The sequence below is a fragment of the Bradyrhizobium oligotrophicum genome, from assembly GCF_051168495.1.
GTDB lineage: Bacteria > Pseudomonadota > Alphaproteobacteria > Rhizobiales > Xanthobacteraceae > Bradyrhizobium > Bradyrhizobium oligotrophicum_A.
Genome location: NZ_JBNPVB010000006.1, coordinates 64,882 through 82,841, shown reverse-complemented (window position 1 = coordinate 82,841; position 17,960 = coordinate 64,882). Strand labels below are relative to the sequence as shown.

The 17,960-nt window shown below is 66.5% G+C and carries 16 protein-coding genes; 7 read left to right on the top strand and 9 right to left on the bottom strand.

The features are described from left to right. Positions 1-205: 205 nt before the first annotated feature. A complete protein-coding gene (locus tag ACQR1B_RS13920) occupies positions 206-2,416 on the top strand; it encodes a primosomal protein N' (RefSeq protein ID WP_434832972.1) in 2,211 nt (736 codons plus the stop codon). A 114-nt stretch (positions 2,417-2,530) separates the two neighbouring features. Here ACQR1B_RS13920 and ACQR1B_RS13915 read toward each other — a convergent pair whose 3' ends face one another. Continuing rightward, positions 2,531-3,094 (bottom strand): septal ring lytic transglycosylase RlpA family protein, encoded by a 564-nt coding sequence (locus ACQR1B_RS13915; protein WP_434832971.1) that lies wholly within the window; start codon positions 3,092-3,094, stop codon positions 2,531-2,533. Between the two features lie 655 nt (positions 3,095-3,749). Here ACQR1B_RS13915 and ACQR1B_RS13910 point away from each other — a divergent pair. From ACQR1B_RS13910 to ACQR1B_RS13885, 6 genes are all read left to right on the top strand, one after another. After that, positions 3,750-4,310 (top strand): F0F1 ATP synthase subunit delta, encoded by a 561-nt coding sequence (locus tag ACQR1B_RS13910; protein WP_434832970.1) that lies wholly within the window; start codon positions 3,750-3,752, stop codon positions 4,308-4,310. Beyond that, positions 4,310-5,842 carry a F0F1 ATP synthase subunit alpha gene (gene atpA, locus ACQR1B_RS13905; protein ID WP_434832969.1) on the top strand — a complete coding sequence of 511 codons (1,533 nt, stop codon included), beginning with the start codon at positions 4,310-4,312 and terminating at the stop codon, positions 5,840-5,842. The genes ACQR1B_RS13910 and atpA overlap by 1 nt, the downstream gene beginning before the upstream one ends. A 155-nt stretch (positions 5,843-5,997) precedes the next feature. Continuing rightward, complete coding sequence (locus ACQR1B_RS13900) at positions 5,998-6,876, top strand: F0F1 ATP synthase subunit gamma (protein WP_434832968.1); 879 nt, start codon at positions 5,998-6,000, stop codon at positions 6,874-6,876. Between the two features lie 94 nt (positions 6,877-6,970). Next, positions 6,971-8,413, top strand: coding sequence for a F0F1 ATP synthase subunit beta (gene atpD / locus ACQR1B_RS13895; RefSeq protein WP_434832967.1), 1,443 nt, complete (start codon positions 6,971-6,973; stop codon positions 8,411-8,413). A gap of 90 nt (positions 8,414-8,503) precedes the next feature. After that, positions 8,504-8,911: a F0F1 ATP synthase subunit epsilon gene (locus tag ACQR1B_RS13890; protein ID WP_434832966.1), complete on the top strand. Its 408-nt coding sequence runs from the start codon at positions 8,504-8,506 to the stop codon at positions 8,909-8,911. A 165-nt stretch (positions 8,912-9,076) separates the two neighbouring features. After that, entirely contained in the window at positions 9,077-10,732 is a 1,656-nt protein-coding gene (locus ACQR1B_RS13885; protein WP_434832965.1) for an adenylate/guanylate cyclase domain-containing protein, read from the top strand. Here ACQR1B_RS13885 and ACQR1B_RS13880 read toward each other — a convergent pair whose 3' ends face one another. The 8 genes from ACQR1B_RS13880 to ACQR1B_RS13845 all read right to left on the bottom strand — a co-directional run bounded on the left by ACQR1B_RS13880 (position 10,733) and on the right by ACQR1B_RS13845 (position 17,942). After that, complete coding sequence (locus ACQR1B_RS13880) at positions 10,733-11,230, bottom strand: RNA pyrophosphohydrolase (RefSeq protein WP_434832964.1); 498 nt, start codon at positions 11,228-11,230, stop codon at positions 10,733-10,735. A gap of 142 nt (positions 11,231-11,372) precedes the next feature. Further along, the gene (locus ACQR1B_RS13875) at positions 11,373-11,879 is read right to left on the bottom strand and encodes an RNA pyrophosphohydrolase (protein ID WP_434832963.1); all 507 of its coding nucleotides are present in this window, start codon (positions 11,877-11,879) and stop codon (positions 11,373-11,375) included. An 87-nt stretch (positions 11,880-11,966) separates the two neighbouring features. Then, positions 11,967-13,166 (bottom strand): divergent polysaccharide deacetylase family protein, encoded by a 1,200-nt coding sequence (locus ACQR1B_RS13870; protein WP_434832962.1) that lies wholly within the window; start codon positions 13,164-13,166, stop codon positions 11,967-11,969. 197 nt (positions 13,167-13,363) lie between these two features. Further along, the gene (locus ACQR1B_RS13865) at positions 13,364-14,716 is read right to left on the bottom strand and encodes a S41 family peptidase (RefSeq protein ID WP_434832961.1); all 1,353 of its coding nucleotides are present in this window, start codon (positions 14,714-14,716) and stop codon (positions 13,364-13,366) included. Then, on the bottom strand, positions 14,713-16,083 hold the full coding sequence (locus ACQR1B_RS13860) for a murein hydrolase activator EnvC family protein (RefSeq protein WP_434832960.1): 1,371 nt from the start codon (positions 16,081-16,083) through the stop codon (positions 14,713-14,715). The genes ACQR1B_RS13865 and ACQR1B_RS13860 overlap by 4 nt, the downstream gene beginning before the upstream one ends. 33 nt (positions 16,084-16,116) lie before the next feature. Continuing rightward, positions 16,117-16,599: a 23S rRNA (pseudouridine(1915)-N(3))-methyltransferase RlmH gene (rlmH, locus tag ACQR1B_RS13855; RefSeq protein WP_434832959.1), complete on the bottom strand. Its 483-nt coding sequence runs from the start codon at positions 16,597-16,599 to the stop codon at positions 16,117-16,119. A 55-nt stretch (positions 16,600-16,654) separates the two neighbouring features. Next, positions 16,655-17,011 (bottom strand): ribosome silencing factor, encoded by a 357-nt coding sequence (gene rsfS, locus ACQR1B_RS13850; RefSeq protein ID WP_434832958.1) that lies wholly within the window; start codon positions 17,009-17,011, stop codon positions 16,655-16,657. A 307-nt stretch (positions 17,012-17,318) separates the two neighbouring features. After that, a complete protein-coding gene (locus ACQR1B_RS13845) occupies positions 17,319-17,942 on the bottom strand; it encodes a nicotinate-nucleotide adenylyltransferase (protein WP_434833129.1) in 624 nt (207 codons plus the stop codon). Positions 17,943-17,960: the final 18 nt, after the last annotated feature.

Genomic DNA, 17,960 nt, shown 5'->3' with positions numbered 1-17,960 from the left:
CGCGCGGACGGTGCTGATCACCCGTGCGGCTGCCCCTCACTCCAACCCTCCCCCGCAAGAGCGGGGCGAGGGCGCGCACCAACCGTGCGGCAACGAACTCGATCTCGTCTCGTCGAGTCAGATATATCGCATCCTCGTCCTTTACCGTTCGCTAACTTTGCCGGGCGGCTTTCGCTTCCATCCGAGCAAGGCTATCTCCGCCCTTATGGACCGCCCGACCGATCTCTTTCCAGGTGCAGCCCGCACGGCCGGCGTGGTCGACGTGCTGGTTCCGGTCGCGCTCGACCACACCTACTCCTATCGCGTGCCGCGCGGCATGGACCTGAAGCCCGGCGATGTCGTCGGCGTGCCGCTCGGGCCGCGCGAGGTGCTGGCGGTGGTGTGGGCGGAGAACGCCAATCCCGATCCGCGGCTGCACAACCGGCTCAAGGACGTCAGCGAGAAGCTCGACGTGCCGCCGCTGAAGCCCGAGCTGCGCTCGCTGGTCGACTGGGTTGCCAATTACACGCTGTCGCCGCGCGGCATGGTGCTGCGGATGTGCTTGCGCATGGGCGAGCATCTCGGGCCGGAGCGCGTCCGTCTCGGTGTCCGGCTGGTCGGTGAGCCGCCGAAGCGGCTGACGCCGTCACGCCGCCGCGTCATCGAGGCGGTGTCGGACGGCCTGCTGCACGGCAAGTCGGACCTGGCGCGCGAGGTCGGCGTGTCGGCGGGCGTGATCGACGGCCTGGTCGACGAGGGCACCCTGACGGTGGAGGCGATGCCGCGGGTGCTGGCGCCGCCTGCGCCCGATCCCGACTTCGCCCGGCCGGAGTTCTTCGACGCCCAGCAGGCCGGCGTCGAGGCGATGCGGGCGCTCGCGGCCAATGGCGGCTTCCAGGTGGCGCTGCTCGATGGCGTCACCGGCTCCGGCAAGACCGAGGTCTATTTCGAGGCCGTCGCCGAGACGGTCCGGCGCGGCCGGCAGTCGCTGATCCTGATGCCGGAGATCGCGCTGACCGGCCAGTTCCTCGAGCGCTTCGCGCGCCGCTTCGGCGTGCGTCCGCTGGAATGGCATTCCGAGCTGACCCCGCGCAACCGACAGCGCAACTGGGCGGCGATCGCCGCCGGCGAGGCGCCGGTCGTGGTCGGCGCGCGCTCGGCGCTGTTCCTGCCCTATGCCAATCTCGGCCTGATCATCGTCGATGAGGAGCACGACCAAGCCTACAAGCAGGACGAGGGGGCGCATTACCACGCCCGCGACATGACGGTGGTGCGCGGCCACATCGCCAAATTCCCGGTGGTGCTGGCGTCCGCCACGCCGTCGGTCGAGACCGAGGTCAATGCGCGCAAGGGCCGCTACCAGCGCGTGGCGCTGCCGTCGCGCTTCGGCGGCCAGCACATGCCGCATATCGAGGCCATCGACCTCCGGCGCGAGCCGCCGCCGCGCGGCCGCTACGTCTCGCCCCGGCTGGCGGGCGAGATCCGCACCGCAATCGAGCGCGGCGAGCAGGCGCTGTTATTCCTGAACCGCCGCGGCTATGCGCCGCTGACCTTGTGCCGCGCCTGCGGCCATCGCTTCGCCTGCACCATCTGCGACGCCTGGCTGGTCGATCACCGTTTCCGCCAGCGCCTGGTCTGCCACCATTGCGGGTTCTCGATGTCGCGTCCGCCCACCTGTCCGCACTGCGCCGCCGAGGAATCGCTGGTCGCGGTCGGCCCCGGTGTGGAGCGGCTGCAGGAAGAGGCGGCGGCGTTGTTTCCGGACGCGCGCAGCATGGTGCTGTCGAGCGACCTCATCACCTCGATCGAGACCATGCGTGCCGAACTGACCGAGATCGCCGAAGGCAAGGTCGACCTCATCATCGGCACCCAGCTCGTCGCCAAGGGGCACAATTTCCCACGGCTCAATCTGGTCGGCGTGGTCGATGCCGATCTCGGCCTAGGCAACGGCGATCCGCGCGCCGCAGAGCGCACCTGGCAGCTCCTGAACCAGGTGATCGGCCGTGCCGGGCGCGAGCAGGGCCGGGGACGCGGCTATCTGCAGACCCACCAGCCCGAGCATCCCGTCATGAAGGCGCTGGTCGCCTGCGACCGCGAAGCGTTCTACACCAGCGAGATCGACGCCCGCGAGCGCACCGGCTATCCGCCGTTCGGCCGGCTGGCCAGCCTGATCATCTCGGCCGGCGACCGGCCGACTGCGGAGGGCTTCGCGCGTCGCTTGGTGGCGTCAGCGCCGCGTGAGGAGGGCGTGCTGCTGCTCGGCCCCGCCGAGGCGCCGCTCGCCGTCATCAAGGGCCGCTATCGCTTCCGCCTGCTGCTGAAGTCGGCGCGCAATTTCGATCTGTCGGATTATCTGCGCCACTGGCTGGCGCATGCCGAGAAGCCCAAGGGCAACCTCAAGCTCGAGGTCGACGTCGACCCGCAGAGTTTTCTGTAAGGCTCTCTCCTCCGTCATTGCGAGAAGCGAAGCGACGAAGCAATCCAGAGTCCCGACCGGGCCCCTGGATTGCTTCGCTGCGCTCGCAATGACGCGCGGATAGATGCAGGTGCCTTACGACACGACCTCGGCGGTGACGCGGCCGACGCCGGCGCGGGTCAGGCCGATGGCGCGGGCTGCGCCGGTCGAGAGGTCGAGCACCCGGCCGCGGATGAACGGGCCGCGATCGTTGACGGTGACGATGACGCTGTTGCCGCCATGGGTCACGCGCAGCTTGGTGCCGAACGGCAGCGAGCGGTGCGCGCAGGTCATGGCGCTGGCGTTCATGCGCTGGCCGGAGGCGGTACGGCTACCGGACTCGTTGCCGTAATACGACGCCATGCCGGAGAAGCTGCGGCCGGTGCCCGACGACGGCGACACGGACGCGTTGGCATTCATCCACGACGAGCCGTTGGACGACCAGCCGTTAGACGACCAGCCGTTCGCGAAGGAGTCCGCCGGTTGAGCGGCCTGGCGCGCCATGTGGTGATGGTGGTGGCGAGCATGATGATGATGGTGATGCCTGGATCGGGCCGAGGCTTCGTTGGAGGTGCCGCCGATGATCAGCGTGACGGCAACGGCGAGCGCGGTACGTGAGCCGACGATCTTGCCGGCCGAGAGGTTCGTCAGTTTCAGCATCTGGATCAGTCCCTCGAAACAGTATTGCTGCGTTCTGCAGCCAGTGGACCCCCGTCAGGTGTTGAGGCGGCCGCCGTTTGGTGGCCCATTGAGGCGCGAATGGGGCAGTAAAAATTGTTCCATTCGGATCGAAACATCTTGGGACTGGTGCGGTTCATCACGGAAAATTCCGTAATCTGACGCGTTAACACTCAATTAACGAATTAATACTTCGAATGACTGTTGATTTAAGTTCTCGTTCAGCTTGCGAAGATGTCGGCAAGTAATGAGTCCCTTGCCGGTCCGCGGTCGCGTGACGTCCCAAAACGGCAGTCAAGGGCCCTGCGGCATGGCGGCCATGCAGCAACAGCTGGAACCTTACGCATGTTAACGGTATCTTTGTCCGGTTGGGTTGGAGCGCCGGGAGCGCGCGTGGCGTGGCATGCGGGCCGCGGTTACACCGCGCCGCGGCAACAAGGCGCCGAATAGCGGGCCACCCCTTGTTGCGGCTGCGCGTACGCTATGTTAGCAAAGCGCCGCTTTTCGTGATCAAGCTGCTCCCGCGGCGATCGAAAATCAAAGTCCTGCTTGAATTCCAGGGGCTTAACTGGTCTGCGCCGCACCGGCGCGCCGGTTTCCCTCTTGTGGGTTGGGCACTTATAAAAAGAGCGCGTCTGTGGCTGCTGAAGATCCCTCCGTATCCGGTGTGTCCGGTCGTTACGCGACGGCCCTGTTTGAACTGGCGCGTGACGAAAAGTCCGTCGATGCGGTCAAGGCCGATCTCGACAATTTCAATGCGCTTCTCAACGACAGCGCCGATCTCAAGCGTCTGGTCCGGAGCCCGGTGTTCGGCGCGGACCTGCAGCTGAAGGCGCTCAACGCCGTGCTCGACAAGGCTGGCATTGGCGGCATTGCCGCCAACGTGCTGCGCGTGCTGACCGCCAACCGCCGCCTGTTTGCGGTGGCCGACGTGATCCGCGCGTTCAACGCGCTGGTCGCCAAGTACAAGGGTGAGGCTACGGCTGACGTCACCGTCGCCGAGCCACTCTCCGACAAGAATCTCGACGCCTTGAAGGCCTCACTGAAGACGGTGACCGGCAAGGACGTTGCGCTCAACGTGAAAGTGGATCCAGCGATCATCGGCGGGCTCGTCGTCAAGCTCGGCAGCCGCATGGTCGACAGTTCGCTTCGCACCAAACTCAACACGATCAAGCACGCGATGAAAGAGGCAGGCTGATGGACATCCGCGCCGCGGAAATTTCCGCGATCCTCAAGGACCAGATCAAGAATTTCGGGCAGGAAGCCGAGGTCTCCGAAGTCGGACAGGTGCTGTCCGTCGGTGACGGTATCGCCCGCGTCTACGGTCTCGACAACGTCCAGGCCGGTGAAATGGTCGAGTTCGAGAACGGCACCCGCGGCATGGCGCTGAACCTCGAAACCGACAATGTCGGCGTCGTCATCTTCGGCGCCGACCGCGAGATCAAGGAAGGCCAGACCGTCAAGCGCACCCGCGCCATCGTCGACGCTCCTGTCGGCAAGGGTCTGCTCGGTCGCGTCGTCGACGCGCTCGGCAACCCGATCGACGGCAAGGGCCCGATTCAGGCGACCGAGCGTAAGCGCGTCGACGTCAAGGCGCCCGGCATCATTCCGCGCAAGTCGGTCAACGAGCCGATGTCGACCGGCCTCAAGTCCATCGATGCCCTGATCCCGGTTGGCCGCGGCCAGCGCGAGCTGATCATCGGCGACCGCCAGACCGGCAAGACCGCGATCGCGCTCGACACGATCCTGAACCAGAAGCCGCTCAACGTCGCCGGCGCCCCGGAAAGCCAGAAGCTGTATTGCGTCTATGTCGCGATCGGCCAGAAGCGTTCGACCGTCGCCCAGTTCGTCAAGGTGCTCGAAGAGCAGGGCGCGCTGGAATACTCGATCGTCATCGCCGCGACCGCCTCCGATCCGGCGCCGATGCAGTATCTCGCCCCGTTCACCGGCTGCACCATGGGCGAGTACTTCCGCGACAACGGCATGCATGCCGTCATCATCTATGACGATCTGTCCAAGCAGGCCGTCGCCTACCGTCAGATGTCGCTGCTGCTGCGCCGTCCGCCGGGCCGCGAAGCCTATCCGGGCGACGTGTTCTACCTGCATTCGCGTCTGCTCGAGCGTGCCGCCAAGCTCGGCAAGGACCACGGTCTGGGCTCGCTCACCGCGCTGCCCGTCATCGAGACCCAGGCCAACGACGTGTCGGCCTACATCCCGACCAACGTCATCTCGATCACCGACGGCCAGATCTTCCTGGAAACCGATCTGTTCTTCCAGGGCATCCGTCCCGCCGTGAACGTCGGTCTGTCGGTGTCGCGCGTCGGCTCCTCGGCGCAGACCAAGGCGATGAAGAAGGTCGCCGGCAAGATCAAGGGCGAGCTCGCGCAATACCGCGAAATGGCGGCCTTCGCGCAGTTCGGCTCCGACCTCGACGCCTCGACCCAGCGCCTGCTCAACCGCGGCTCGCGCCTGACCGAACTCCTGAAGCAGCCGCAGTTCTCGCCGCTGAAGATGGAAGAGCAGGTCTGCGTGATCTGGGCCGGCACCAACGGCTATCTCGATCCGCTGCCGCTCAACAAGGTGCGCGCCTTCGAGGACGGTCTGCTGTCGCTGCTGCGCGGCAAAAATGCCGACCTGCTCGACGCGATCCGGGACAGCAAGGACCTGTCCGACGACAGCGCTGCCAAGCTGAAGGCGGTGGTCGAAGGCTTCGCCAAGACCTTCGCCTGACGGCAGATGGCGGCCGGCTTGGTCCGGTCGTCGACGTCGTCAGCGTGGGACAACAACACATCTCATGCCCGGCACCAGGCCGGGCATGAGCAATCTCAAGGGTTGAACGGCAAGGTCCCCGAGGGGATCGGCCGCCGGGGTGAGCTCGACGAACAATGGCGTCACTGAAAGACATGCGGGTCCGCATCGCCTCGACCAAGGCGACGCAGAAGATCACCAAGGCCATGCAGATGGTCGCGGCCTCCAAGCTGCGCCGGGCGCAGCTCGCAGCCGAGGCGGCGCGTCCCTATGCAGAGAAGATGGACGCCGTGATCTCCAACATCGCGAGCGCCACCATCGCCTCCGAAGGTGGACCGAAGCTGCTCGCGGGCACCGGGCGCGACCAGGTGCATCTGCTGCTGGTCTGCACCGGCGAGCGCGGCCTGTCCGGCGCGTTCAACTCCTCGATCGTGCGCCTGGCGCGCGAACGGGCGCTGGCCCTGATGAACCAGGGCAAGGAAGTGAAATTCTTCTGTGTCGGCCGCAAGGGCTACGAGCAGCTGCGCCGCCAGTTCGACAAGCAGATCGTCGAGCATCTCGACCTGCGCGCGGTGCGCCAGATCGGCTTCGCCAATGCCGACGACATCGCCAGGAAGGTGATCGCCCGCTTCGAGGCCGGCGAGTTCGATGTCTGCACGCTGTTCTATTCGCGTTTCCGTTCGGTGATCGCGCAGATCCCGACCGCCCAGCAGATCATTCCGCTGGTGGTCGAGGCGCGGCCCGCCAACGCGGCGCCCCTGGCGCCTTATGAATACGAGCCGGAGGAGGACGAGATCCTCGCCTCCCTGCTGCCGCGCAATCTCGCGGTGCAGATCTTCCGCGCGCTGCTGGAAAACAACGCGTCGTTCTACGGTGCGCAGATGTCGGCCATGGACAACGCCACGCGCAACGCCGGCGAGATGATCCGCAAGCAGACGCTGATCTACAACCGCACGCGTCAGGCGATGATCACCAAGGAACTGATCGAAATCATTTCGGGCGCCGAGGCGGTCTAGCCGGATCGTGCAGCGCCTGTTGAAGCCCAACCCAAGAACATATCCCGGTCGAGCCGACCGTGGTTCGTATACGGATCGTAAGGAGAGAGACGCAATGGCTACCGCAGCCAACCAGATCGGTCGCATCACCCAGGTCATCGGCGCCGTCGTCGACGTGCAGTTCGAAGGTCACCTGCCGGCCATTCTCAATTCGTTGGAAACCAAGAACGGCGGCAACCGCCTCGTGCTCGAGGTTGCCCAGCATCTCGGCGAATCCACCGTGCGCACCATCGCGATGGACACCACCGAAGGTCTGGTCCGCGGCCAGGAAGTCAGCGACACCGGTTCGCCGATCCGGGTGCCGGTCGGCGAGGGCACGCTCGGCCGCATCATGAACGTGATCGGCGAGCCGATCGACGAAGCCGGCCCGGTCAAGGCGGAAGGCCTGCGCCCGATCCACGCCGATGCGCCGAGCTACACCGACCAGTCGACCGAAGCTGAAATTCTCGTCACCGGCATCAAGGTCGTCGACCTCCTCGCGCCCTACGCCAAGGGCGGCAAGATCGGCCTGTTCGGCGGTGCCGGCGTCGGCAAGACCGTGCTGATTCAGGAGCTCATCAACAACGTCGCCAAGGCGCATGGTGGTTACTCGGTGTTCGCCGGCGTCGGCGAGCGGACCCGCGAGGGCAACGACCTCTATCACGAGTTCATCGAATCCAAGGTCAACGCCGATCCGCACAATCCGGATCCGGCCGTGAAGTCGAAGTGCGCACTGGTGTTCGGCCAGATGAACGAGCCGCCCGGAGCCCGCGCCCGCGTCGGCCTGACCGGTCTGACCGTCGCCGAGCACTTCCGTGACCAGGGCCAGGACGTGCTGTTCTTCGTCGACAACATCTTCCGCTTCACCCAGGCCGGTTCGGAAGTGTCGGCGCTGCTCGGCCGTATTCCTTCGGCCGTGGGCTATCAGCCGACGCTCGCCACCGACATGGGCGCGCTGCAGGAGCGCATCACCACCACCAACAAGGGCTCGATCACCTCGGTGCAGGCGATCTACGTGCCGGCCGACGACTTGACCGACCCCGCGCCGGCCACCTCCTTCGCCCACTTGGACGCCACGACCGTGCTCAACCGCGCGATCTCGGAAAAGGGCATCTACCCGGCCGTCGATCCGCTCGACTCGACCTCGCGCATGCTGTCGCCGCTGGTCGTCGGCGAGGAGCACTACAACACGGCACGTCAGGTCCAGCAGATCCTGCAGCGTTACAAGTCCCTGCAGGACATCATCGCCATTCTCGGCATGGACGAACTGTCCGAAGAGGACAAACTGACGGTGGCCCGCGCCCGCAAGATCGAGCGTTTCCTGTCGCAGCCGTTCCACGTCGCCGAAATCTTCACGGGATCGCCGGGCAAGTTCGTCGACCTCGCCGACACCATCAAGGGCTTCAAGGGCCTGTGTGAAGGCAAGTACGACCACCTGCCGGAAGCCGCCTTCTACATGGTCGGCAACATCGACGAGGCGGTCGCGAAGGGCAAGAAGCTGGCGGCGGAAGCCGCCTGAGCGAATGGCGAATAGGGAGTAGCGAATAGGGTCCATTCGCTACTCCTTCCCCCACTCGCAATTCGCTATTCGCTACTCGCAGGTTCTCTCATGGCAACTTTCCATTTCGATCTCGTCTCGCCGGAAAAGATCGCCTTCTCGGGTGAGGTCGATCAGGTCGACGTTCCCGGTCAGGAAGGTGATTTCGGCGTGCTCGCCGGACATGCGCCGTTCGTGGCGGCGCTGCGTCCGGGCATCCTCACCGTGACATCAGGCGGCTCGCAGCAGAAGATCATCGTGCTCGGTGGTCTCGCCGAGGTGTCGGACAAGGGGCTGACGGTTCTCGCCGACGTCGCGACGTCGCTGAAGGATCTGGACCAGAGCGCATTCGCAGCCGAGATCGCCGGCCTGGAATCCAAGCTGGCCGAGAAGCAGGGCAACGAGCTAGATCGGGCGATCGAGCGGCTCGACCATTTCAAGACGATCCAGCAGCAGCTCAACAGCACGGCGCTGCACTGACGCAGCGGCGCTCCGCGATGCGTGTTTCGATGGCCGGGACTCGTCCCGGCCATTTTTTATGCCGGCTTGAACGCTGCGCGCGGCCGGGCGACGACTCCAGGGAAGCCGGTTGCGCGGTCGCCGATCCAACGGCATGCTCCTGGCCATTCGAGCGGGCGTGGTGACATGGCAGGGCAGATCGTCTTGAAGCGCAAGATCGCGGCGATTTTCGCCGCGGATATTGCCGGCTATTCGCGCCTCGTCGCCGAGGATGAAGAGGAAACGCTGCGGCGTCTGGCTGCCTGTCGCGAGGTGGTCGACGACTTCATCGCGCGCGCCGGGGGACGCATCTTCAACACCGCCGGTGACGCCGTGCTCGCGGAGTTTCCAAGCGCGGTCGAAGCCGTGCGTTGCGCGATCGACATCCAGGAGAGCCTGCGCACGCGGAACATGGCCTATCCGCCGAGCCGGCAGATGAGCTACCGCATCGGCATCACGATCGGCGACGTGGTCGAGCGCGACGGCGATCTCTTGGGCGACGGCGTCAACATCGCTGCGCGCCTGGAGGGCCTCGCCGATGTCGGCGGCATCTGCATCTCGCGCGCCGTCCACGAGCAGGTTGCCAACAAGCTGTCGGTTCAATTCGCCGACATGGGTCCGCGGGAGGTGAAGAACATCCCGACGCCGGTGCACGCCTATCGGGTGGCGATGCGGCGTGAGGACGGCACCTACGCCCCGGAAAAGCTCGCGCTGTCCAGCGCAACGCGGGCTCGACTCTGGCGGCAGGCCGCCGCCGTCGTCGTGTTCGCCTTGATCGGCGGGGCGGTCGCTCTGTATCTGAATCTCGGTGGCGCCGGTCCCCGGCGTCAGGACGCCGATGCAACCAAGATTGCGTCGGAAACTCCGGCCGGGCCGTCAGCCGCACCCGCCTCGTCGACGTCGACCGTATCGCCTGCGGCCGCGCAGCCCGATGCGCCGGCGCAATCGGCGCCGGCCGCGGCGCCATCTTCGAGTTCTGTCGAAAAATTCGCGCCCGACGCGGTGCCGTTCGTGAGCGAGCGCACGCGCATCGCGCTGGCGCGCGACTACGTACCGGCGCAGGCGCACAAGGCGTTCGCGACCACGATCAACGGCGTCAGCGCCTACGTCACGGGACAGCCGAGCGAAGAGGCCGCCAAATCGGCCGCGCTGGAGCAGTGCCAGCAGCGGGCGGAGAGCGCCAACGGCCCACGCAAATGCGAGCTCTATGCGGTCGGCGACAGCGTGGTCTATGCGCACAGCAAGCCGCCGCTGCCGCCGCTCCCCTGGGTGCGCCACGACCCGGCCACCGAGCGCGCTTTCAGCGCGGCGGAGATGCCGCTGGTGCGCGACACCGGACGCGCCCGGCTCGAGGCGAACTACGGCGCGGCGCGGCGGACCAAGGCGATTGCGCTCGGGCCGGGCGGCCAGTTCTTCTACAGCGTCGCCGGCGACCTCGTCGACGACGTGGTCCGGCGCAATCTCGAAGCGTGCGGCGCCCAGGCGGGCACGGCCTGCATGATCGTCGCGCTCGACGATGCCTTCGTGGTCCCGGTGCCGACGGTGATGAAAGCCACGGGCTTCTTCCACGCCGCGAGCCATACGGCCATTGCCGCTGACGCACGCGAAGTGGTCGCGCGGCGGCTGGCGTCCGCAGCCTCTGGCTGGAATGCGATCGCGGTCGGCACGGCCGGCCATCCCGGCTTCGGCCTGAACGGCGACCGCGAGGAAACCGCGATCGGCGGCGCGCTGGCCGATTGCTCCACCCGCGACAGCGACTGTCGCGTCATCGCGATCGGCCCGTTCACCGTCGAAGACAACTGATCAGGCCGCGAGATCTGCGAACGCCGCCGCCACGGCGCGATAGACCTCGCGCCGGAACGGCACCACGAGGTCCGGCACGCGCGCCAGCCGCTCCCAGCGCCAGGCGTCGAACTCGGCCGGCTGGCCGTTGCGCGGCGTCACCGGATCGATGTCGGCCTCCTGTCCGGTGAAGCGCATCGCGAACCATTTCTGGCGCTGGCCGCGAAACCGCGCCAGCCGGTGGTTGGGATCCTCGAACGGCGGAAATTCGTAAGTCAGCCAGTCGGTCTCGCCGAGGATGTCGGCATCGCGAATGCCGGTCTCCTCCCACAGCTCGCGCCGTGCGGCCGCCTGCAGGTCCTCGCCGGGATCGACGCCGCCCTGCGGCATCTGCCATTCGAGGCCGGGCAGGACGATCTCCGGCCCGTCGTCGCGGAAGCGGCGCCCGAGGAAGACGAGGCCTTCGGCGTTGAGCAGGGCGATGCCGACATTCGGGCGGTAGGGTCTGGTTTCGGTCATGCTCGTATCCGTGGGATGTCGTCTCGCATGGCAACGCATCGTGACGGCATCGTCGCGACGGATCTGCAGAGATTCTTTGCAGTGCGAGCGTATGACACGGTTTTGCCGACACGTCGCGACCAGCCCGTGACGTGAGCGCGGGTCAGACGCCCGCGAGCGCGGCGAATTCCTTCACCACGCGTTCATAGACCGGCCGCTTGAACGGGACGATCAGCGCGGGGAGGTTCTGCATCGGCTCCCAGCGCCAGCTGATGAACTCGGCCTTGTGGTGGCCGCCGCCGGGGCGCTCGACGTCGATCTCGGCGTCGCTGCCCGTGAAGCGTAGCGCGAACCATTTCTGGCGCTGGCCGCGATAGCGGCCCTTCCAGGCCCGGCCCGCGACCGTGCGCGGGATGTCGTAGGTCAGCCAGTCGTCGATCTCGGCCAGTTTCTCGGCCGAGCGGACGCTGGTTTCTTCATAGAGCTCGCGCCTGGCCGCTTCCCAGGCGTCCTCACCGGGATCGACGCCGCCCTGCGGCATCTGCCAGACATGGGTGTCGTCGACATGTTCGATGCCTCCGGCGCGGCGACCGATGAACACCAGCCCTTCCGAGTTGATCAGCGTGATGCCGACGCAGGTGCGGTAGGGCAGGTCCTCGTAGCGCGTCATACCGTCCAGGCCTTCCTGCGGTGCTGACGCGTCGCTGCGCGCAGCCCTCCCGCTCTCACGCCGGCCGGTTCGGCCGGCCATGCGCGGTCAGTTCGATTTTGATTTCAGCATCGCCGTTGTCAATGGCACCAGCAGGATACCCTTGCGGTCAAGCCCCTTGATCCACGTGCCGATGCGGTCGATCGAGACCGGCAGCGCCGATGCGGTCCCGATCGCAATGCCACGCTCCTTCGCCAGGCTCTCCAGCTTGGCCAGCGCGCTGTCGATCTCGACCGGAGTCGGCACCGCGTCGATGGCGACGTCGCCTTTCGCGAACGGCATCGCCTGTCCGGTGGCCAGCGCAGCGGCCACGCTGCGCGGCGCCGCCCCATCGTCGAACAGCGCGAGCCCGCGCTTGGCAGCCTCGGTGACGATCGGCTGCATCGCAGCCTCGGTCGCGACGAAGCGTGCGCCCATGAAATTGCCGATCCCGACGTAACCCTGCAGCCGGCTCATGTGCCAGAACAGCCGGTCGATGTTCTGGTCCGGCCCCAGCGTGGCGAGCAGCGTCTGCGGGCCCGGGTCATTGTCGGGATAGTCGTAGGGCTCCATCGGGACCTGGAGCAGGATTTCATGGCGTTGCGCGCGCGCCCGCTCCGCCAGCTTGGACGGATCGGAGCCATAGGGCGTGAACGCCAAGGTCACGGCCGGCGGCAGCTTCATGATGGCATCGACCGTCTTGGCAGCGCCGACACCGAGGCCGCCGATCACGATCGCGACCGCCGGCATCCGCGCCGCCTTGGCGCGGTCGGCGTCGGCGGCGTAGGCGGTGAACGGCTTCAATCCGTCGGTCGTCACTGGAATCATGCCGTAGCGCGATTTCTCCAGCAGCCGCGGGTCGACGCCGATCATGGCGGCCGCCGGCGCAGCTGCACCCTGCTCAGCCGCGTCGCTGCCGCCGATCGCGACTTCCTGGCGGGCGCCGCTGGAGCCGTCGATGATGGTGACGGTCTTGCGCTCGCCCTCCGGCTTGGCCGCCGGCGCTGCGCCGTGCTCGGACTTCGCGTCGGGCTTGGCCACAGCCGGCTTGTTGTCCGGCTTGGCGCTCTCGTTGATCGCGATCCGGGCGACGGGCTCGCCGCCGAGCGGATTGTCGCCGAACATCGCGAAGCCGGCGAACACGACCAGGAACAGGCCGAGCAGCACGGCAAGGGCCTGCAGCGCCGTGAACGGAAGCCGAATGCGGCGCCTGCGACGCTTTTCCGTCTGCCCGAGCGGGGCGCTCAGCTCGTCGGCCGTCTCTGTCATCAAAATTCCCGAATCAACCGGACCAACGATAACACGGCAGGAATTCGGGCGCAGGGGCAGTGTCCGCCCGTAGATCGCGGGGATTCGCGCTGCGCGGAAAATGACCGCAAACGAGAACCAAGCAAACAAGAACCAAAAGAAAAAGAGCGGCCCGGAGGCCGCCCTTCAAACCCGATGATGCCGGTCTCGGCTGTTGCTCAGTTCGCGGCCTTGGCCGGCTTGTCGGCCGCGGCCTTCTCGGTCGGCGCCGGTGTGTTGGCGCTGTTCTTGATGCCGTGCAGCAGGTCGGCGGCCAGCTTGAGCGCCTTGTCGTCCTTGGCATCCGGCGGCACGTAGGACTGCGAGCCGGTCTTCTCGTCACCGTCGTTCTTCAGGTGGCCGCGCAGCGAAGCCTCGCCCTTGGTGTCGGTGCGTGACTTCAGCTCCTCCGGCACGTCCTGCAGCACTTCGATGTCGGGCACGATGCCCTTGGCCTGGATCGACTTGCCCGATGGCGTGTAGTAGCGCGCGGTGGTCAGGCGCAGCGCGCCGTTGCCGGCGCCGAGCGGGATGATGGTCTGCACCGAGCCCTTGCCGAACGAGCGCGTGCCGACCAGGGTCGCGCGCTTGTGGTCCTGCAGCGCGCCGGCCACGATCTCGGACGCCGAGGCCGAGCCACCGTTGATCAGCACGATGACCGGCTTGCCCTTGGTGAGGTCGCCGGCATGCGCCGAGCGGCGTTGCGTCTCCTCGGCATTGCGGCCGCGGGTCGAGACGATCTCGCCACGCTCCAGGAACGCGTCGGACACCGTGACCGCCTCTTCGAGCAGGCCGCCGGGGTTGTTGCGCAGGTCGATGATGTAGCCCTTCAGCTTGTCGCCGATCGAGCCCTGCAGATCGGCGATGCTCTTCTTCAGGCCTTCGGTGGTCTGCTCGTTGAAGGTGGTGATGCGGATGTAGGCGATGTCGTCGCTCTCGGGGCGCGAGCGCACCGACCGGACGCGGATGTTGTCGCGGGTCAGCGTCACGTCGAGCGGATTGTCGGCGCCCTTGCGCATCACCTTCAGCTTGATCTTGGTGCCGACCGGGCCGCGCATCTTCTCGACCGCCTGGTTCAGGGTCAGGCCCTGCACGGCTTCGTCATCGAGATTGGTGATGATGTCGTTGGCCTGGATGCCGGCCTTCGATGCCGGGGTATCGTCGATCGGGGACACCACCTTGATCAGGCCGTCCTCCATCGTCACCTCGATGCCGAGGCCGCCGAACTCGCCGCGGGTCTGCACCTGCATGTCGCGGAAGCTCTTCGCATCCATGTAGCTCGAATGCGGATCGAGACCCGACAGCATGCCGCTGATCGCGGATTCCACGAGCTTCGAATCGTCGGGCTTCTCGACATAGTCGCTGCGCACGCGTTCGAATACGTCGCCGAACAAATTGAGCTGGCGATAGGTATCCGAGGTCGCGGCGCGCGCGGTCGATCCCATAAAGATCGCGCGCGGTTGCGACACGAACAGGGTCAATGCCGCACCGGTGGCCGCGCTCAGGAGAATTACCGAAGTCTTACGCATCATCCGCGTACCTTTTCGCCTTCATTTGCGGCCCACCATGGGCCTGGATCGATTGGAGTGCCATCCTTGCGGAACTCGACATAGAGCACTGGTTGACTCGCAGTGGTGGCGAGAATGGAGGCGACCTGGGAGGTCGTACCCATGGTCGCGACCGGCTCTCCCGTCTGAACAAACTGCCCGATGTTGACGGAAATGCGCTCCATCCCGGCGATCAGGACATGATACCCGCCACCGGCGTTGAGGATCAAGAGTTGTCCGTAGCTGCGGAAGGGGCCGGCATACACAACCCACCCATCACACGGGGTTGTGACCTGAGCGCCCGGCCGGGCTGCCAAGGAAATGCCCTTATCCACCCCGCCGGCGCCGTCGGATGCGCCGAACTCGCGGATCTTGTTGCCGTTCACCGGATAGGTCAGCATGCCCTTGGTCGACGCGAATGCAATCGCCGGCGCCTTGCGGCCGGGATTGCGCAGCGCATTCGCGTCCGGTTTCGGATTGACCGGGACGCCCTGCAGGCTCGCCGTCGAGGCCGCTTTCGCGGCGCTCTTGAGGTCCAGCTCCATGGTGGTGATCAGGCCCTGCAGCGAGTCGATCTGCTGGGCCAGGACGGCCGCGCGGGCGCTCTCGGCTTCCATGTCCTTCTCGGCCGAGCTCTGCTTGCGCTGGCGCTCCTCCACCAGCGCGGCCAGGCGGGTCTGGTCGGTCCGCAGCCTGTCGCGGTCGGCTGCGAGCTTGTCGCGCTCGGTGCCGATGGTCTTGCGAATGGCAACCAGTTCGCCGAGATCTGTCGAGAGCTTCTCGGCGCGGCCGCGCATTTCCGGAATCACCGAGCCCAGCAGCATGGCGGTTCGCAGCGACTGCAGCGCATCCTCGGGCCGGACCAGCAGGGCGGGCGGCGAGCGGCGGCCGGCGCGCTGCAGCGCGGCCAGAACCTCGATGATCTCGGTCCGCCGCGCCTCGAGAGAGGTACGCAGATCCTGCTCGCGGCTATCGAGCCCGCGCAACCGCATCTCGGTCTCGCCGACGCGGACTTCGACGCTGCGCACCTGCGCGGCGACGTCGATCAGCTGCTGATTGAGCTTGCCGCGGTCCTCGCCGAGTGCGGCGATATCGGCCTTCAGCCGCTCCTGCGCCTCGGCGGCGGCCTTCTGGGCGGCGCGGGCGGCTTCCAGCTCCTGCTCGCGCTGCTTCAACTGCTCGGGCGTCGGCGGCGTCGACGAGGTTGTGCCGTTGATGGAAGGACGAAGCCCGGTCTGCGCCGTCGCCGGCATGACCGGAAGGGCGATCAGCAGCGCGATCAAGGACGCGTGGCGTGCCCGGCCGCGGCGGACGGGGTTTGGCGAGCGAGGGAGGTGCCGCGCGGCGAACATCGACGTCCTTATTGTGCTCCCATCGGGCCTGATTCAAGCGCGGTGATAGGGGTGGCCGGCCAGGATCGTAGCAGTACGGTAAATTTGCTCGAGCAGCAGGACGCGGACGATCTGGTGCGGCCAGGTTGCGGCGCCGAACGCAATCAAGAGTTTGGCTCTGCGCCGTAATTCAGGCGAAAGTCCGTCGGCGCCGCCGATCACGAAGGCGGTCGCAGGGGTGCCTTCGTCACGCCAGCGGCCGAGGTGACCCGCAAAGGTTGTGCTGTCGAGGTTCTGGCCACGCTCGTCGAGGCAGACGAGCGCGGATTTGTCGGGGATCGCCGCCGACATCGCGGCGGCCTCCTCGGCCATGCGCGTCGCGGCATCGCGCGCGCGGCTTTCGGGAATTTCATGGATGTCGAGGCTGCGGAAGCCCAGCTTGCGGCCGATGTCGTCGAAACGCTCACGGTAGCGTTCCGCGAGCTCCCGCTCCGGACCCTGCTTCAACCGGCCGATGGCGACCACGATCAGGCGCATGCGCACGCACTAGCACGTGCGCGTCCCGATTCGCACCGGCCGCCGCGTCCGTCTGCTAGACCGTCTTCGCCGGGTTCGGCCCTTGGGTCCACAACCGCTCGAGGTTGTAGAACTCACGGACCTCGGGCCTGAACACGTGCACGATCACGTCGCCGGAATCGATCAGCACCCAATCGCAATTGGGCAGGCCCTCGATGTGGACCTTCTTCGCACCGGCTTCCTTCAGGCCCTTGGCGACGTTTTCCGCGATCGATCCGACGTGCCGGTTCGAGCGGCCCGTGGTGATGACCATGTAGTCGGAATACGCCGATTTGCCGTGAAGATCGATGGTGATCGTCTCCTCTGCCTTCATGTCGTCGAGGCGGGAGAGGATCGTGCGCAGGGTCTTGTCGGCGTCGGGTTGCGCCTGCAAGGCCGCATCCTCGGGCGAAGTCTTACGCGTCGACTTGGCCGTCGCTGACTTGGAAGCCGTTGCCTTGCTCTTGGGTAAGGCCGACTGGGACAATACAGATGTGGTCAGGGACCATTTCCTTTCACTGTATCGCAGGCCGAATCCATCCCGGCCTGCTGACCATACTAGGCATGTGGGGTTAACGGTTTCAACAATCCAGTCCCCGGTTGTCCGGTCCGGTATCTCCACCGCCGACCCGCCTCGGACCATGACGGGACAGCCAGTTCCATGCACGTCCGATGCCGCGCGAACGCTGTCCGCGGGCTACTCAGAACGACTTCCAACTCCCGTCCGGGTTCCTCAGCCCGGTCGATGACAGGCTCATTTTGAGCCCTGTGAGATAGACCCAGGCCGGCGCGGAGCGGTCGGCCAGCCGGCTGGCGTCGGCCTCCGCAATGCGATACCGCGCCAGCGCACGGGCTGCGGGCGCGTTCAGGGCCCGGAAGCTGCGGGGCGGACGGTCGACCACGGCAATGGGAACCTGGGCCGCGATGTGCCGCCACTTCTGCCAACGATGGAACTGCGCGAGATTGTCGGCGCCCATGATCCACACGAAGCGCAGGCGCGAGGCGCGCCGGCGAAGATAATCGATCGTATCGGCAGTGTAGCGGGTGCCAATGACGGATTCGAGACAGCTGACCTCGATGCGCGGATCGGCGGCGACCTTGCGGGCCGCCGCGGCGCGTTCGGCCAGCGCATGCAGCCCGCCATTGTCCTTGAGCGGATTTCCCGGCGTCACCAGCCACCAGACGCGGTCGAGCTGCAGCCGCTTGAGGGCAAACAGGCTGATCGCGCGGTGCGCCTGGTGTGGCGGATTGAACGAGCCGCCGAGCAGGCCGATGCGCATGCCGTCGCTATGGGGTGGCAGGGCCTGGCGGATCGCGAGGCGCATCGCGGAGTCGTCGGCCAC

What these genes read in the sequence shown, in the direction of transcription:
- ACQR1B_RS13865 (WP_434832961.1), bottom strand. Translation starts at nt 14,716, where the DNA reads ATGATGCGTAAGACTTCGGTAATTCTCCTGAGCGCGGCCACCGGTGCG.
- ACQR1B_RS13900 (WP_434832968.1), top strand. Translation starts at nt 5,998, where the DNA reads ATGGCGTCACTGAAAGACATGCGGGTCCGCATCGCCTCGACCAAGGCG.
- ACQR1B_RS13870 (WP_434832962.1), bottom strand. Translation starts at nt 13,166, where the DNA reads ATGACAGAGACGGCCGACGAGCTGAGCGCCCCGCTCGGGCAGACGGAA.
- ACQR1B_RS13915 (WP_434832971.1), bottom strand. Translation starts at nt 3,094, where the DNA reads ATGCTGAAACTGACGAACCTCTCGGCCGGCAAGATCGTCGGCTCACGT.
- ACQR1B_RS13890 (WP_434832966.1), top strand. Translation starts at nt 8,504, where the DNA reads ATGGCAACTTTCCATTTCGATCTCGTCTCGCCGGAAAAGATCGCCTTC.
- ACQR1B_RS13885 (WP_434832965.1), top strand. Translation starts at nt 9,077, where the DNA reads ATGGCAGGGCAGATCGTCTTGAAGCGCAAGATCGCGGCGATTTTCGCC.
- atpA (WP_434832969.1), top strand. Translation starts at nt 4,310, where the DNA reads ATGGACATCCGCGCCGCGGAAATTTCCGCGATCCTCAAGGACCAGATC.
- ACQR1B_RS13860 (WP_434832960.1), bottom strand. Translation starts at nt 16,083, where the DNA reads ATGTTCGCCGCGCGGCACCTCCCTCGCTCGCCAAACCCCGTCCGCCGC.
- atpD (WP_434832967.1), top strand. Translation starts at nt 6,971, where the DNA reads ATGGCTACCGCAGCCAACCAGATCGGTCGCATCACCCAGGTCATCGGC.
- ACQR1B_RS13875 (WP_434832963.1), bottom strand. Translation starts at nt 11,879, where the DNA reads ATGACGCGCTACGAGGACCTGCCCTACCGCACCTGCGTCGGCATCACG.
- rlmH (WP_434832959.1), bottom strand. Translation starts at nt 16,599, where the DNA reads ATGCGCCTGATCGTGGTCGCCATCGGCCGGTTGAAGCAGGGTCCGGAG.
- ACQR1B_RS13920 (WP_434832972.1), top strand. Translation starts at nt 206, where the DNA reads ATGGACCGCCCGACCGATCTCTTTCCAGGTGCAGCCCGCACGGCCGGC.
- ACQR1B_RS13845 (WP_434833129.1), bottom strand. Translation starts at nt 17,942, where the DNA reads ATGCGCCTCGCGATCCGCCAGGCCCTGCCACCCCATAGCGACGGCATG.
- ACQR1B_RS13880 (WP_434832964.1), bottom strand. Translation starts at nt 11,230, where the DNA reads ATGACCGAAACCAGACCCTACCGCCCGAATGTCGGCATCGCCCTGCTC.